The organism is Parvibaculum sp., from assembly GCF_035325945.1.
Taxonomy (GTDB): domain Bacteria; phylum Pseudomonadota; class Alphaproteobacteria; order Parvibaculales; family Parvibaculaceae; genus Parvibaculum.
The window spans coordinates 1-14,820 of record NZ_DAOKYX010000003.1 but is presented as its reverse complement, the minus strand read 5'-3'; the positions used below and the strand labels follow the sequence as shown (position 1 = coordinate 14,820).

Genomic DNA, 14,820 nt, shown 5'->3' with positions numbered 1-14,820 from the left:
ATTTTCTCCTGCCGCGCGCAAACATCAATACCGGGTCACTTCCCCCTGCCGGCGCTGATCGCGGCGGCGGCCGCCGCTATGGTCTTCTTCGCCTGCTGGACGGAAAGCCCTTGTTCGAGACGAAGCCGCCGCCACGCATCGAAGCTCAGGAGCAGTTCGAGCGCCTCGAAGGCAATGCGGTCCTTCCGCATCTCCGGCGGCAGGGCCTCGCGCAGGACCGCGCGCTGCATTCGCGTCAGCAGCTCGTGGTCCTCGCGCAGAAAGGCGGATCGATGCTTGTGCACATCGGCGGCGATCTGGAACGGCATGATCTTCTCGAACACCTGCGCACGCCGTTCGACGATCGCATCGAGACGCACCGGCCAGCCGCCCTCGGGCCATGGCCGGCTCATCACGGGCTCGATTTCCGCCCGGATCATTTCGGACAATTCGCGATAGAGGCTGTCCATATCGTCGAAATGCCGGAACACCGTCCGCAGGCCGACATTCGCCCGCGCCGACACATCCTCGGCGCCCGGTGAAATATTTCCCCCGCGCACGAGTTCGAGCATGGCCTCCACGATCCGGCGGCGGTTTTCCTGCCCGCGCAGCCGCCGCCCATCCGTGCCTGCTTCGATTTTTACGGTTCGCGCCATCGGCCCTTCCATGGAGATAAGCCCTGATGGTTATGCCGCCCGCTGACGGGAAAGAAAAGACCGCGCCTTGCACGCCCGCAAGAAAACGGGAACGAGAGGCCACCGTCCCTAGACGTGATCCTCAAGCAGCGTCGAGCGGATGAGGAGCTGGCCGGCAAGGCCCGCCTCCCGATGCTTGCCCAGCGCAAGAACCTCCGGCGAAGCCGCGATGGCGAAAAAGGCCGCCGCCGAGGGATATTCGACGAGCGCCACCATGTCCCAAAGCTCCTCCACCTCACCGATGACGACGCTGTCGAGCGCCGCCGAGATGAGGAAACGCCCGCCCGCTGCTTCCACGATCCGGCGCATTTCCACGCCGTAGCGCATATAGGCTTCGCGCCCGCTGATCCTTTCCGTGCCGCCATCCTTGTACTCGGCGACATCGCGGAACTTCAGCAGGTTGACCATGACGATAGGCGCGGGATCGGTCGATCCCGCAAGCTCCATCAGTTTCTCCCGCTCCGGATAGACGGCGATTTCGTATTTCATCTGTCTCCCCTCAGGCCGTTTTGCGAATGAGGCCGTCGATCACATCGACAAGTTCGGCCGGCTTGTCTTCCTGGAGGAAATGCCCTCCCCCGGCGATCGTCACATGGGCCTGCCCGCGCGCGCCCGGCACCCGCTCCCGGAAGATGCGCTCGCCGCCCGCCGTCACTGGATCGCCGTCGCTGAAGGCGGTGAGGAAGGGCTTGTCGAAACGTTCCAGAACCTTCCACGCTGCCTTGTTCTCCTCGACCGAGGCATGCTCCGGCGTGATCGGAACGAGCGCCGGAAAGGCCCGAGCGCCCGCTTTGTATGCCTCCTCCGGGAAGGGCGCGAGATAGGCCGCCTTCTCCGCCTGATCGAGCCCGCGCTTCGTCCCCATGCTGACGATTTCGCCGACGGGAAGCTCGGGCACGGTCTGGCTGAAATCGAGCCACTGCTTGAAGGCTTCCGTCCAGCCCGTGCCGGTCGGAAGCCCGGTATTCGCGACCACCACGCGCGCGAAACGGTCTGGGAAGGCGGCGACGAGGCGCAGACCGATGAGACCGCCCCAGTCCTGACAGAAGAGCGTGATGCCCCTGAGATCGAGCCCGGTTAGCCAGTCGCTCATCCATTTCACATGGCGCTCGTAAGTATAGTCGGCGACCTGATCCGGCTTGTCCGAGCGCCCGAAGCCGACGAGATCGGGCGCCAGCACGCGGTGACCGCGCGCCGCGAGCCCGGGGATCATGTGGCGGTAGAGATAGGACCACGAAGGCTCGCCATGCATGAGAAGGACGGGCGCCGCCGCTTTCGCCCCCTCATCGACCGTGTGAACCCGCAACACCGTTCCATCCGCATCCTTCACATCGAAGTAATTGGGGGCAAAGGGAAATCCCGGCAGGTTCGCAAATCGCGCATCCGGCGTTCTCAGCACTCTCATGATGTCTCCTTCGGAAGGGCGTTCCGCCCCATGCCCATGCCCGTATATTGACATTAATCGTGTCACTATATAAACCGGTGCGTCAAGGGCGACGGGAGGAAAACCGACATGAAAGCTATGATCGGCCGCGCGGGAAGCTCTCTCCTGACGAGCCGGGCGCTGCACAATTCGCGCCGCGCCTTCCACGCGCTTTCGCGCAAGCTGCGCGGCGGCAAACCCACCATCCATTACTTCCACCAGGCCGACGATCCCTACAGCCATGTCGCGGCCCAGATGCTCGCGCCCCTTCTCGCGCGTTACGATGTCGCCTTCACGCCCTGGATCGTGCCGCCTCCCGACGATGCCGCCGCGCCGGAGCGCGAGAGACTGCGGCGCTATGCGCTGAGGGACGCGCCGCGCCTTGCCCGCGAATATGGCCTCGAATTTCCGCCGGCTGACGCCTTGCCCGCGGCAGACATCGTGGCGGCCTGCAACGCGGTTCTCGCCGGAGCCGCGGCGAGCGGCCGGTTTGTCGAACTCGCGGCCGATGCCGGGCGCGCATTATGGACGGACGACAGGGCGGCGCTCGACCGTCTCGGCGAAACGGCGGGCCGCGCCGACCCCGCTTCGCTCGCCTCGGCGCTCGCGGCAGGCGACAGGGAAAGGCGGCGTCGGGGACATTATCTCGGCGCCATGTTCTGTTTCGAGGGAGAGTGGTATTGGGGCGTCGACCGCCTCAACCATCTCGAGGAAAGGCTGACCGGTCTCGGGCTCGACCGGGCACCGAAAGGAACGCCGCCGCTCGCGCCCTATCTCGGGCTGAAGCTGCTGCCCCGCCCGCAAGGCGGCGCGCGGCCCGTCATCGACTACTGGTTTTCCTTCCGCAGCCCCTATTCCTGCATTTCCTTCCCGCGGATGAGGCAGATCGCCCGGCATTACGATGCCGAATTGCGCCTCCGCTTCATTCTGCCCATGGTGATGCGCGGCCTGCCGGTGCCGCGGGTGAAGCGCTTCTACATCATGCTCGACACGAAGCGCGAGGCCGAACGCGCGGCGACGCCCTTCGGCAAATCCGTCGACCCGGTGGGCGCCGGCGCCGAGCGCGCGCTCGCCGTTCTGCACCATGCGGTCAAACGCGGCCGAGGCGAGGAATTCGCGGAACTCGGGCTCCGTGCCGCCTTCGCCGATGGGATCGACCTCGCCTCCGACGAAGGACTGATGGATGTTGCCCGCCGCGCTGGCCTCGATGCCGAAACGGTGAAGGCAGCCCTTGCCGATGAAAGCTGGCGCACGGTGGCGGAGGAAAATCGCAAGGCGCTCTTCGACGCGGGCCTCTGGGGCGCGCCGAGCTTTCGCGTCAACGGCCTGCCCGCGCATTGGGGCCAGGATCGCTTCTGGGCGCTGGAAGAAGACATCATCGAAGTCATGAAAGGACGCGTCCCATGAGCGACGGCACCGGTAACGGCTGGAAGCCCACGCGCCGCCAGCTTGTCGGCACCGGCATGGCGGCTCTCGCGGCCGTTCAGGCAGGCCCCGTTCTCGCCGCCCCGGCGATCGCCGGACGCAAGCGCCCCAACATCCTTTTCGTGATGACCGATCAGGAGCGCTCCGCGACCACGCTGCCCTCCGGCCTCGATCTTCCCGCCCATGAATGGATCGGCGAGCGCGGGACTTTCTTTGCAAAATACAACGTCAACACCACGCCCTGCTCGCCCTCGCGCTCGGTCGCCTATTTCGGGCGGCACACGCAGCAGACGGACATGGTGGTGAATGACGGCGCGCCGCCTTTCCCTCGGCTCAACGGCAAGCTCCGTTCCATCGGGCACCATCTGCGCGATCTCGGCTACTACACGGCCTATAAGGGCAAATGGCACCTGAGCGACATTCCCCACGCCGCGCAGCTCGGCTACGGCCCCTATATCAAGACCGACCGCTCGCTCGAGCCCTTTGGCTTCAGCGACTACAACATCGACGGCGATCCGCATGGCAAGGTGTGGGACGGTTATCGCTATGACGGACCGACGGTAAGCTCCGCGATCCAGTGGCTCGACGAGGTGGCGCGCAAGCTCCCCGCCGAACAGCCCTGGTTCCTCGCCGTCAATCTCGTGAACCCGCACGACATCTGCTTCTTCGAGTCCTGGCAGGGCCAGACGGCGACACGCGGCAACCCGGATGTGCTCTCCCCGCTCGCGCCCGCGCCCGCGAGCGAGATCTATGACCGCGACTGGAGCGATGTGCCCCTTCCCGCGAGCTTCTATCGCAAGCCCGCCGAAGGCGAGCCCTGGGCCGTGAACTCCTACCGCAAGGTCTGCGACCTCACCTATGGCGCCATGCCCGATGACGAGCGCGTCTGGCGCAGGAACCAGAGCTATTATTTCAACTGCATCCGCGATGCGAGCTACAAGGTGCGCCGCCTTTTCTCCGCGCTCGAAACGCTCGGCCTCGCCGACGACACGATCGTCGTGCTCACCGCCGATCATGGCGAGATGGCGGGCGCCCAGCGCCTGCGTCAGAAGGGCCCGGTGATCTTCAAGGAGAATGTGGCGGTCCCGCTCTATATCAGCCACCCCGACGCGCGGAAGGCGCGCACTACGGATAGCCTCGGCAGCACCGTCGATCTCTTGCCCACGCTTTTCGAATTCGCGGGCGGAAATCCGGGCGAACTCGAAGACCCGCTCGGCAAGCTGCCCGGCGTGAGCCTCGCCAATGCGCTCACCGGCGGCCGCACGGAGCGCGACGAGCGCGGCGCCTTCTATAATTACGGCGTGCCCTTCTATATCGACCCGCAGATGATTGAAGGCATGATGCGCAGTGCCCGCACGCCTTCAGCCTGGGCGATGCTGATCGAGTCGCTGAAGCTCGGCCATCTCGGCCCCTCGCGGACCAATCGCGGCCTCCACAGGGGCGTGTTCGACGGGCGCTACAAATTCGCGCGCTTCTTCGGGCTTGGCGAGCATCACATGCCGAGGGACTGGGAGACGCTTCGCGCCCATAACGATCTCGCGCTTTATGACACCCAGACGGACCCCGACGAGCTGCACAACCTCGCGCTCGAGCCCGAGGCGCACAAGGACCTCATCCTCGCCCTCAACGCGAAGACGAACGCGCTGATCGAAACGGAGGTTGGCCGCGACGAGGGGCAGGAATTCGTGGGCCCCGGCTGGCTCTATCGCCTCTGACCGGGCCCTGACCGATGGACGCGCGAGCCGGAGGCGACGCTCCGGCTCAGGCGGTGAAAAGCCGCTCGCAACCCGTGCCCGCGAGGATCCGGTCGACATCCGCGCGGTCGGCTGCTCTCAGCGCCGCATATTTCTCGCGCAGCCATTGCAGGCACTTGCCCTGATAAGGGAAGGGCTGCTGCACCCAGACTTGCCCGTCGATCTCGGTGCGGACCTCCGCGCTGCCCGAGGCGAGCGCCGCCGCATTGGCGAGCAGCGCCGGCACATAGACCCGGCCGACTTCCGCAAGGAGCGCCCGGAGCGTGCCCGGAATGTCGTCCCGCGCCATCCAGTCGCTCTCGGCGGGATCGAGGCCGGACAGATCCTCGACCACATCGACCCAGGCGAAGACGCGCGGCGCGCGCGCAAGCGTCACCTCCATCGGCGTCGGGTCGAAATGGGTGAGCTGCGTCAGCTGGCCGTAGAAACCGAAATCCGATGCGCCCGGACGACGGCCCATGAGGAAGGGCCGCTGCTCGAGATGCGCCTTGAAGGCGTCGAGGATGCGCTTGTAGCTCGCCTCGATGACGGGCGCGGTCGTGTCGTTCGAGCCGACGACATAGAGGCGCGAGATCTGCCGCTCGGCGAAGATCTCGCCCATCTTCAGCGCCTCCGCTTCCGGCGCCGTCAGATCGCGCCAGCGCGGCAGGATCGCCGCCGCGCGCTCGATATCCGGCTTGTAGTACCAGCGATAATGGAACATGGCCTTTGTCAGCCATTCGTCGCCGAAATCCTCGAGCAGATAGTCGAGAAACTCGACCACCGGATCGGCGGGCACGACGCGGCGCTGCGGAAACGCCGCCTCGAAGCGGCGGATGAGCGGCGTCGAGTCGACCACGGCTTCCACCTCGCCCCGCTCGTTCGGCAGATAGAAGGTCGGCAGGAGTTGCACCTTGGGCCTCGGCAGACCGCGCTTCTCCGGCGCATCGCCCTGAAGGAACTCATAGGGAATATGCCTGTAGCGAAGCACGGCCAGCATCTTGCGCGTATAGGGCGAGCCCGGCGCGCCGCGCAGAAGCAGTGGTGTGGGCAACGACATGAATGACCTCCCCGAAATGTCGGCTCTTCCCTGATACGTCGATATTACTGCCGCGACATGGCGGCGCGCACATGCGCGCGGTCGGCATTGGCGGCGGCCGCGTCGGGCTCCGCGCGCGGCAGCTCGAACACGACTTTCGCGATCCGGCCCGGATAGGCGAAAGGCGCGCGATAAGCCTCGCTGACCGGCGAAAGGCTGCGGCCGATATCCATGCCGATGCTGGAAATGAGGAAGAGAAGCTTCGGGATCGCCGCCGTTACGACCGTCCTGCCGTCGATGATGAGCGCGACCGTGCCGGAGCCGTCCGCCATGCGCTCGACCACGGCGCCGACCTCATGCTTGCCGGGCGTCAGCGCCTCCGGCGCCGCGACGAGCGTGTGGTCGTGGAAGCAGTTGTAGTCGAAATGCAGGCGGTCCTGGTCGATATAGAAGGCGAAGCCGCTATTGATGCTGCCCCGCGCCACCAGCGCCCCATTCGCGGCGCCCGCCGGATGGTCGATCTCGGCCGTCATCTGCCAGCCGCGGAAGACGGGCGGGCAGGCATCCGAAACGATGTGCGAGACGGGCGGATAATAGACGAAGCGCGAGCGCGATGTCGGCATGCCGGGCCTGCGCGACGCGCGGAAGAGATCGAAGGCGCCGCGATCGTCGAGTGGCAGGACGCCATGCGCCTCCGCCTCCTGCCACCACCGTTCCACCATGGCCTTGAGCCGATCGGGCTCGCGCTCGGCGAGATCGTGATACTCGGAGAAATCCTCGTCGAGATGATAAAGCTCCCAGCGATCCTTCTCGAAAGGCGTGCCGCGCGCATGATGCGTGACGGCCTTCCAGCCATCGAGCCAGAGGCCGCGATCGCCGCCCATCTCGAAATACTGGACGGGGCGCGCGGGCTTCGCCTGCGGATCGCTGAAGGCCGACAGGATGCTCGCGCCATGGATCGGCATTTGCGGCACGCCCGCCACGACCGATGGCGGCTCGATGCCCATCACGTCGAGAACGGTCGGCGCGACGTCGATGGCGTGGCAGAACTGGCGCCGGATCTCGCCGGGCCGCCCGATCCCTTTCGGCCAGTGAACGATGAAGGGATCGCGCACGCCGCCGCCATGCGTGTTCTGCTTGTACCATTTGAGCGGCGTATTGCCCGCCTGCGCCCAGCCCCAGGGAATATTGCTGTGGCTCTGTGGCCCGCCAATGTCGTCGAGCCGCTCGACGGCCTTCTCCACATCCTCGGCCATGAGATTGAAGTACCGCATCTCGTCGAGGACGCCGGTCGGCCCGCCCTCCTGGCTCGCGCCATTGTCGGAGACGAGCATGAAGAGCGTGTTCTCCATGAGGCCCAGCTCTTCGAGGAAACTCACCAGCCTGCCGATCTGCGCGTCTGTGTGCTCAAGCATGGCGGCGAAGGCTTCCTGAAGCCGCGCCGCGAACTTCCTTTCATTGTCGCTGAGCTCGACCCAGGGCTTCACGCCGGGATTGCGCGGCGCAAGCCCCGTGCCGGGCGGCACGATGCCCATCTCCTTCTGCCGCGCGAACCATTCTTCCCGCGCCACGTCCCAGCCCGCATCGAAGCGCCCTCGATATTTGTCGAGATAGGCGCGCGGCGCCTGATGCGGCGCATGCATCGCCCCGAAGGCGAGATAGAGGAAGAAAGGACGCTCCGGCACGATGGAGACGCTGTCCCGGATGAAGCCGATCGACTTGTCCACGATGTCTTCCGAAACGTGGTAGCCCTCATCGGGCGATTTCGGCTGCTCGACGAAGTGATTGTCATGCGTGAGCTCGGGGTGGAACTGATCCGTCTCGCCCTGAAGAAAACCGTAATAGCGGTCGAAGCCGCGCTGGAGCGGCCAGTTGTGGAAAGGCCCTGCGGCCGTGCATTCAGCCATGGGCGCGAGATGCCACTTGCCCGCCGCGAAAGTCGCCACGCCATGATCGCGCAGCACCTCGGCGAGCGTCGCGGCAGACCGGGTGACGGCGCCGCGCATGTTCGGATAGCCCGTATCCATGTTCGAGATCGCCCGCATGCCGACCGCGTGGTGATTGCGGCCGGTGAGGAGGCAGGCCCGGGACGATGAGCAGAGCGCCGTCGTGTGGAACCCGGTGAATCTGAGCCCCTCGCCCGCCAGGCGATCGATATTCGGCGTGGCGATGGTCGAGCCATAACAGCCCAGATGCGCGAAGCCCGTATCGTCGAGCACGATGAGCACCACATTGGGCTTGCCCGCGCTCGAAGGGGCGGCCGGCCAGTCGGGCGAGGATTCCTGCACCGTCCGCCCGATCGAGCCTTTGAAATCCCGCTCCGCCGGATGCCGGAATGTCATCTGCGTCCCTCCCTCGCTTCGTCTGTTCCGCGAATGGCCGCGGGGGCGGCCCGCGACGCCCTCGCGCCATTTTAATGCTTATCATTAAAAAGGGAATGCTGCGGCCGGGCAAACGATATTTCCGCCGCCGCTGCCGGCCCATCGTCGGGCTTTCATGAGCCCGCGAACTTCGTGCCGGCGGACCCTCCCTGCAGCCATGCCTATCGGCAGAAGGCTCGGCGGCCGGCAATTCGTAACTTTCTTGAGGCGCCTTTAGTTAACAGCTTGTAAATATCCAGCACCAAAACATGCAATATTTCTGAATGATTACAATAAAAACGAAATGAACAATTCATCCTGCGATGCATATCTGGCGCTTTATATAAAATAATTTCCAGATTCTTATAGACTAAAATGTGCATTCTTGCAGGCAATGCCTCGATTTAGGAAGCCAATTGAATATCGACGTTAACTATTATCAAAACGATGGCACTACTACTTACGTATTTATTTTTTTTACATAGAGTGTGTGATTAAATGAATTGCTCTGTAGGTATCCCCATCGAAGCCAATTGGAGGGATGACGATGGCCGGACAGGTTAATGAGATGATGAAAATGCTTTCGATCCGAACCGCATGTGTTCTGGCCGCCCTTCTGATCGGCGCAGTCGGCACCGCCATTTCGGCTGACGCGGCGACGCCCGTGCGCAAATTCGAGAACTGGTCCGTCCAGTGTTTCGACAAGAATGTTTGCATCGCCTATCTCGAAGGCAGCGGTGTGCAGATCCTTGTCGGCCGCACGGCCGCCGATCAGCCGATCAGACTGGGCTTGCGCATCCTGCCCAAGGCAAAAACGGGCCAGCCCGCCTCCCTTCGGCTTGAGAGCGGTTGGCAAGCGGGCCTCAAGATCGGCAAATGCTCGGACAAGTTCTGTGAAGTACCGGTGGGAGAATCCAGCACCAATCTCGCCCTCGATCAGTTCCTGAAAACCAGAGAGGGTGTCATCGCCTATCAGGTCGGGGAAAAGATCCTCATCGCTCCGTTCTCGCTGGCAGGCTTCAAGGCCGCTCTGAAGGAAGTTCGCGGGTGAGTATCCGTTTTTTCAGCAAAGGCGGGCGCAAACCGTCATGCCGCTTTGATGACCGCTTCGGGAAGGCATATCATTCACACGAAAAGCTCGACCGATATCGACTGGAGAAGAGCGCCCGCCGGCGGGCGCCTGTTATCTGAGACCCGGGAATATCGGAGACCAAGGGCGCCAGGGGCTTCGCCCATCTCCAGAAAACTCATTGTTCACGACACTCGGCCGCCCCCTGAAACTGCTTCGGCCCGAGCATATGGAAGTATTGTTCATTCGTGTAGTTGAAGGAGACGGTAAATGCTTCTTGCAGACGCCAACATCGCAATCGTGGATTCGAACCATCTGTTTCGCGCAGGTGTGGTTCGGCTTCTGCGGGATGCGAACGGGAACACGGCGCGCGATGCCCGCGACCTGTCCGCCCTCGAGGAACTCGTCAAGGCCGGCGAGCACTTCGACCTCGTGCTTGTGGAACTTCTTGCGCTGGACGGCGATCCGCCGGGCCGCGTCAATCGCCTGCGGCAGCTTCTTCCCGACTGCCGCATTGTTGTTCTGAGCGAAAGTCTCAACTCCACGCAGCTTTGTTCCTGTTTTGCCGCCAATGTCGATGGCTTTCTGTTGAAGAATATTTCTTGCGAAACCTTGATCGAGTCTTTGAAGCTCGTTCTCCTCGATCAGAAAGTCTTCCCCTCTTCGCTGGCCTCCCTGATCGCGGCCAATGGCACGCAGAACGGCCTGCCCCTTGCGATGAACCAGCGTCAGCCCGATTCCTTCGCCGAGCTGTCCGAACGGGAAATCGAAATCCTGCGCTGCCTCGTCGATGGCGACTCGAACAAGCGCATCGCGCTCCGCCTCAACATCGCGGAAGCGACCGTAAAGGTTCACCTCAAGAGCGTTCTCAGGAAGACGCATGTGATGAACCGCACACAGGCAGCGATCTGGGCGCTGAACAAGGGCATGCAAGGCAGGGATCCTTCGCTCTGAGGCCAGGGTGCAGCCGGGAGCGTGCGACGGGGACGTCCCGGCCTGTTCCAGACTGCGCGGCGACTACCGGCCAGGGAAAGCGAAGACCTGTGCAATCCACATGTCGATCGCGCTCTGGCCTGTCGGATAGAGATAGGTTCCCGGAGCTGCGCCGCCGACCATTGAAGTCCAGCTCGTCAATGTGGTGCTGGTCAGCATCCCGACATCGCCCGCATCCGATCCGTAAAGGGCCGGATAGGTCCATGGACTGATGCGGTAGGCGCTGAAAGGCGAGGCCCCGGGAATGCCCACGACGAGCCGGCCCGCGGAATCGAAGACGAGCGCGCTGTGTCCCGGCCCCTGAATGACGGTGTAGAGGCTGCCATCGGGCCCGCGCAGAATATTTTCCGGCCTGACGTTGAAGACCTGACTGCCGATGATTGCCTGCGCGCCGCCAATGCCGATGGTCGGCGCACCGCCGAACCTGCCGAACGAGTAGGCCTGGTTGTTGAGGCCCGCAGCACCGAGCGCCGCGGCGGATACACCGACCGTGAGTGCCAACCCTGCAAGAATCCCCAGAGCGAGAGCACGGCGCGGCCGGTCTGAATTCTTCATTATGATTTTCATCGCGATCCTCCTTTTGAAGATCTGGACCTCCCGCTCCGCCTCGAACGATCGCCGGGACAAGGCGCCTCCCGCCTCTCTCAAGGTCCGCACGCGAATTCATCGGGGTATAATTTTCCGTTCCGCGGACGCGCGCCCTGAAGACGGACGCATCGACAGCGAGCCGTTGACCATTCATTTTTAGATCAGCAGCGGCCCCCGGTGCATTCACTCAAAAGAGGTAGTACCGGACTAAGATATAATAACGCATTTTATATAATATTCGCCCATCCGGTTAGGAACTGTAAGGCCAAATCCGCAACCGGATACCTCGTTCTATTTGTATTATATTCCGATCAAAATCGTATCCTGACTTTCAGCATTCATCTTCTCCACCCTCGATGGAGATGCAAGTCGGGGCGCGATAATGAAAAAGTCAGCAATTGCCGGTGCGGCTGCGGCACTTTTGCTCGCCGGATGTACGACTCCGGGGGTTCTCGGAAGCAAGGGCGTCGATCCGCTTTACAGCTTTCCCGTCACCAGCAACGAAACACCTTACAGCCAGTGCCTCTCGCACCTGGCCTCGCTGCCCGGAGACAATCTGCCAACTTTCGCCGTGGGTGAAGTGGCCGACAAGACCGGACAGATCAATTACAACGAGAACGGACATCAGTTGACGCAAGGCGTCTCCGAGATGGTCGTCAGCGCCCTCTACAAGACGAAGAAGGCGCGTCTCGTCGAACGGATGGACCTCCGTATACCGCTCGCCGAAGTGAGACTTGCCGAACAGGGCCGCCTTTCCCATGGAACCAGCGATTACACGGCGCTTCCCGCGAGTGATTTCATCATCACCGGCGCCCTTACGGAACTCAACTACAACATCGTCAGCGGAGGCACCCAGCTCTTCGTCACGGGCATCGGCGGCGGCGCGAAGATGGTGGTCATCAATGTCGCGCTCGACATGCGCGTCGTGAATTCCAGGACCTTCGGCGTCGATTACGTCACCAGCCTGCAGAAGCAGATTTACGGCTACGAGGTCGAAGCGGGCGTCTTCCGCTTCTTCGGCACCACACTTGTTCAGTTTGACGCCGGGGCGATCAAGAACGAGCCGCTCCAACTCGGCGTCAGATCCGTCGTTGAAATGGCCGTGTATCAGATCATGACGGACTTCCTCCATCTGCCCAAGGAGCAGAAATGCGACATTGTGCAGACGGATCATATGGCAAGGCAACTGGATCGGCTCAGCGCACATTAGCCACAGGAGGACTAAGCACATGATGAAGCACACAAGATCCGTGCTTATGCTGGGAGGTGCTGTAACCGCCCTTCTCGCATTCGGCGCAGGCAGTTCAGCCTCGGCCTTCGACAAGGTCCACTGGTCCTGGTACCAGAGAGTTCACGAGCACGTCGATATCGACGTGAACGTCGATCCCGGGACGCTTGTCCCGACGGGTATCGTCGATCTCGAGAAGCTGCAAGTGTTCATCGGCGACGTGAGTGCGGTATCGGTCGTTAAGCACGTCACCAATAATCAGCCCTCGGAAGGCACCGACGGCACTGTCGACTTTACCGTGAACTGGAGTGGCCCCTATGGTCCGGACGTCGATCCGGAACTGCTCGACGCCAGCGTGCCTGCTACGCTGAGCGGTGATCTGAGCGGAAACGGCGATGTCACGGGCAGCACCGTATCCGAAGGCACAAATCAGGTGAACTTCACCGCCGCCTTCACCGACGTTCCGGTGACGATTGAGCCTCTCGGTTCATTCGACGCATCGACCGAGCTTCCCTCGCTCACCAGCGCGGCCACGGCCGTGGGCAACAACCAGTCCATCACAACCGATGTGGCAGTCACGCTGCATGACGGGCAGTTCCTGTTCGGCGGCTTCAACTGCAACTTCGAGGGTGATGGCATCTCTGGTGTTCCCTATACGGGGAACTCGAACCTCTCGGCTGCTCTCGCTCTGGTCTATGCGGGCTCCGATGGCCTGATCAGCCCCTCTGAGATCGAAGCGAAGTCGATCGTCGAGGACATCACCAACGTCGCGGTCGACAGCAATGCGACAGCGGTTGGCAACAACACGAGTGTCGATATCGCCTATGGGTCTGGCACCGGAAACGGCGTCCTGATCGGCGATATCACCCAGGTCGCCTATGCCGACGTCTCGGCGAAGTCGATCGTCAAGGACGTGACGCTGTCTAACTACACCGGTCTTGCCGCCGTCAGCCCGATCGTGAACTCCGTCGCGACCGCGGTCGGCAACAACGTGAACATCACTGTCAAGGCGGCGACGCCCTGATAGCGGCGAGGGGGAGGTGCGCACCTCCTCCCCCTCGCTCCTTTTCCGGCTCTTGCAAAGGACACGGATCATGTCAGCACTGATTCATCTGAAACGGGGGATGGCGCCGAGCTGGCTCGTGGGGCTGGCGGTCTTGTCCTCGGTAACGCTTGCACCGGCCGCCGCACTTGCCGAAGCCGGGCAAAGAAAGGAAGCCTGGAATTTTCCGCAGACTGATGGTTTGACCATGGCGGCGATCCAGCGGCAGGCGACCAACCCGGTCAACAGCACCATCGCAGGAGGCAGCGGCACGACGCTTGTATGCGGCGGCGGCGGCTCTGGCGGCGCGACGGCGACGGCCAACTCGACCTGCGTCATCTTGAATAATTCGACCGGGCAGATCGACGTGGGGCAGGACAGCAAGGGCGACCAGAGCGCAAGCAACAGCACGTCAACGACAACGAACAACAACAGTCTGAGCGATGCGCTGAGCACGCTTGCCCCCTGAAAGGGCCGCGGTTTACCCGCGTCATACACAGTTTTCTTGAAACCAGAGCTGTGTCCTGCGGCCAGTAGTTACACGACCGCGGGACACAGTTGCGTCTGGCGCTCCAATACTCCCGAGCGGTGTCGCATGCGAAATGAAAGGGGAGACGCCGAAACCCGGAAGGATCGATCGATGAGGCGTTCGAGATTCACCGACGAACAGATTGCGTCAATTCTGGAAGAATATCGCAAGGGCTCGCGTGTTTCCCAGCTCAGCCAGAAGTACAACGTCTCGGGAGCCACCATCTATTCATGGAATGCGAAACTTCAGGGACGCCCGGCGCGGATGGAACGGGCGATCAAGCAGCTCGAGGAAGAAAACCGCCGCCTGAAGGAGCGCCTGATCGACGCCCTCATCGACAATGAAGTCCTCCGCGATCTTCTCCGAAAGAAGCGAGGCACCCCCCAGGACCCGGCCGCCGGCGGCGCCGGCTAGAGCGGCCTCATACCAATCGAAATCGAGTCGGCAACGCAGCCTTGCCGGCGCTTGACGATGATACGGACACGGAAAGTTAGGCCGGTGGAGGGGGGGGCATCTCCACCGGCCCGCGGGGGTTTCCGCGCCCGTCGGGGGAACAACGAGTTGCGCGGATGATTTATAATAGAAATATTCGAAGCTTCAGCCGAGTGCTCATCCGGCTAGATAATCTGGGCATTTGGGCCGAAAGAGTAGTTCTAACGCCTGGAAAATTATCCGGACGAAGTAATCCTTTCTGGACGAAGCGCTCGAGACCATGGC

At 62.7% G+C, this 14,820-nt stretch carries 14 protein-coding genes; 8 read left to right on the top strand and 6 right to left on the bottom strand.

Annotation, left to right across the window (positions count from 1 at the left end; translation table 11 throughout):
* Positions 1-35: 35 nt before the first annotated feature.
* The 3 genes from PKA57_RS03080 to PKA57_RS03070 all read right to left on the bottom strand — a co-directional run bounded on the left by PKA57_RS03080 (position 36) and on the right by PKA57_RS03070 (position 2,079).
* Positions 36-635, bottom strand: coding sequence for a TetR/AcrR family transcriptional regulator (locus PKA57_RS03080; RefSeq protein WP_324297463.1), 600 nt, complete (start codon positions 633-635; stop codon positions 36-38).
* Between the two features lie 108 nt (positions 636-743).
* A complete protein-coding gene (locus tag PKA57_RS03075) occupies positions 744-1,163 on the bottom strand; it encodes a DUF1330 domain-containing protein (protein ID WP_324297462.1) in 420 nt (139 codons plus the stop codon).
* Between the two features lie 10 nt (positions 1,164-1,173).
* The gene (locus PKA57_RS03070) at positions 1,174-2,079 is read right to left on the bottom strand and encodes a haloalkane dehalogenase (protein ID WP_324297461.1); all 906 of its coding nucleotides are present in this window, start codon (positions 2,077-2,079) and stop codon (positions 1,174-1,176) included.
* 108 nt (positions 2,080-2,187) lie between these two features.
* Between PKA57_RS03070 and PKA57_RS03065 the strand changes: the two genes are divergently transcribed.
* Together PKA57_RS03065 and PKA57_RS03060 are read left to right on the top strand one after the other, a co-directional pair.
* Complete coding sequence (locus tag PKA57_RS03065) at positions 2,188-3,504, top strand: DsbA family protein (RefSeq protein WP_324297460.1); 1,317 nt, start codon at positions 2,188-2,190, stop codon at positions 3,502-3,504.
* The gene (locus tag PKA57_RS03060; RefSeq protein ID WP_324297459.1) at positions 3,501-5,237 is read left to right on the top strand and encodes a sulfatase-like hydrolase/transferase; all 1,737 of its coding nucleotides are present in this window, start codon (positions 3,501-3,503) and stop codon (positions 5,235-5,237) included. Before PKA57_RS03065 ends, PKA57_RS03060 begins: the two co-directional genes overlap by 4 nt.
* Positions 5,238-5,283: 46 nt before the next feature.
* On the opposite strand, the gene PKA57_RS03055 is transcribed toward PKA57_RS03060, so the two are convergent.
* Positions 5,284-6,315, bottom strand: coding sequence for a glutathione S-transferase N-terminal domain-containing protein (locus PKA57_RS03055; RefSeq protein ID WP_324297458.1), 1,032 nt, complete (start codon positions 6,313-6,315; stop codon positions 5,284-5,286).
* Between the two features lie 44 nt (positions 6,316-6,359).
* Positions 6,360-8,636 (bottom strand): arylsulfatase, encoded by a 2,277-nt coding sequence (locus PKA57_RS03050; RefSeq protein WP_324297457.1) that lies wholly within the window; start codon positions 8,634-8,636, stop codon positions 6,360-6,362.
* Positions 8,637-9,201: 565 nt separating this feature from the next.
* Between PKA57_RS03050 and PKA57_RS03045 the strand changes: the two genes are divergently transcribed.
* Together PKA57_RS03045 and PKA57_RS03040 are read left to right on the top strand one after the other, a co-directional pair.
* Positions 9,202-9,705: a hypothetical protein gene (locus tag PKA57_RS03045; RefSeq protein ID WP_324297456.1), complete on the top strand. Its 504-nt coding sequence runs from the start codon at positions 9,202-9,204 to the stop codon at positions 9,703-9,705.
* A gap of 288 nt (positions 9,706-9,993) precedes the next feature.
* Complete coding sequence (locus PKA57_RS03040; RefSeq protein ID WP_324297455.1) at positions 9,994-10,677, top strand: response regulator transcription factor; 684 nt, start codon at positions 9,994-9,996, stop codon at positions 10,675-10,677.
* A 63-nt stretch (positions 10,678-10,740) separates the two neighbouring features.
* On the opposite strand, the gene PKA57_RS03035 is transcribed toward PKA57_RS03040, so the two are convergent.
* Positions 10,741-11,283 (bottom strand): hypothetical protein, encoded by a 543-nt coding sequence (locus tag PKA57_RS03035; protein WP_324297454.1) that lies wholly within the window; start codon positions 11,281-11,283, stop codon positions 10,741-10,743.
* Between the two features lie 403 nt (positions 11,284-11,686).
* Between PKA57_RS03035 and PKA57_RS03030 the strand changes: the two genes are divergently transcribed.
* The 4 genes from PKA57_RS03030 to PKA57_RS03015 all read left to right on the top strand — a co-directional run bounded on the left by PKA57_RS03030 (position 11,687) and on the right by PKA57_RS03015 (position 14,517).
* A complete protein-coding gene (locus PKA57_RS03030) occupies positions 11,687-12,514 on the top strand; it encodes a CsgG/HfaB family protein (RefSeq protein ID WP_324297453.1) in 828 nt (275 codons plus the stop codon).
* A 19-nt stretch (positions 12,515-12,533) separates the two neighbouring features.
* Positions 12,534-13,556, top strand: coding sequence for a hypothetical protein (locus PKA57_RS03025; protein ID WP_324297452.1), 1,023 nt, complete (start codon positions 12,534-12,536; stop codon positions 13,554-13,556).
* Between the two features lie 70 nt (positions 13,557-13,626).
* Positions 13,627-14,043, top strand: coding sequence for a hypothetical protein (locus PKA57_RS03020; protein ID WP_324297451.1), 417 nt, complete (start codon positions 13,627-13,629; stop codon positions 14,041-14,043).
* 171 nt (positions 14,044-14,214) lie between these two features.
* Entirely contained in the window at positions 14,215-14,517 is a 303-nt protein-coding gene (locus PKA57_RS03015) for a transposase (RefSeq protein WP_324297450.1), read from the top strand.
* Positions 14,518-14,820 lie beyond the last annotated feature (303 nt).

Coding starts and splice junctions, on each gene's coding strand:
- PKA57_RS03080 (WP_324297463.1), bottom strand. CDS start 635: ATGGCGCGAACCGTAAAAATCGAAGCAGGCACGGATGGGCGGCGGCTG.
- PKA57_RS03015 (WP_324297450.1), top strand. CDS start 14,215: ATGAGGCGTTCGAGATTCACCGACGAACAGATTGCGTCAATTCTGGAA.
- PKA57_RS03045 (WP_324297456.1), top strand. CDS start 9,202: ATGGCCGGACAGGTTAATGAGATGATGAAAATGCTTTCGATCCGAACC.
- PKA57_RS03055 (WP_324297458.1), bottom strand. CDS start 6,315: ATGTCGTTGCCCACACCACTGCTTCTGCGCGGCGCGCCGGGCTCGCCC.
- PKA57_RS03025 (WP_324297452.1), top strand. CDS start 12,534: ATGATGAAGCACACAAGATCCGTGCTTATGCTGGGAGGTGCTGTAACC.
- PKA57_RS03075 (WP_324297462.1), bottom strand. CDS start 1,163: ATGAAATACGAAATCGCCGTCTATCCGGAGCGGGAGAAACTGATGGAG.
- PKA57_RS03050 (WP_324297457.1), bottom strand. CDS start 8,636: ATGACATTCCGGCATCCGGCGGAGCGGGATTTCAAAGGCTCGATCGGG.
- PKA57_RS03035 (WP_324297454.1), bottom strand. CDS start 11,283: ATGAAAATCATAATGAAGAATTCAGACCGGCCGCGCCGTGCTCTCGCT.
- PKA57_RS03020 (WP_324297451.1), top strand. CDS start 13,627: ATGTCAGCACTGATTCATCTGAAACGGGGGATGGCGCCGAGCTGGCTC.
- PKA57_RS03030 (WP_324297453.1), top strand. CDS start 11,687: ATGAAAAAGTCAGCAATTGCCGGTGCGGCTGCGGCACTTTTGCTCGCC.
- PKA57_RS03065 (WP_324297460.1), top strand. CDS start 2,188: ATGAAAGCTATGATCGGCCGCGCGGGAAGCTCTCTCCTGACGAGCCGG.
- PKA57_RS03070 (WP_324297461.1), bottom strand. CDS start 2,079: ATGAGAGTGCTGAGAACGCCGGATGCGCGATTTGCGAACCTGCCGGGA.
- PKA57_RS03060 (WP_324297459.1), top strand. CDS start 3,501: ATGAGCGACGGCACCGGTAACGGCTGGAAGCCCACGCGCCGCCAGCTT.
- PKA57_RS03040 (WP_324297455.1), top strand. CDS start 9,994: ATGCTTCTTGCAGACGCCAACATCGCAATCGTGGATTCGAACCATCTG.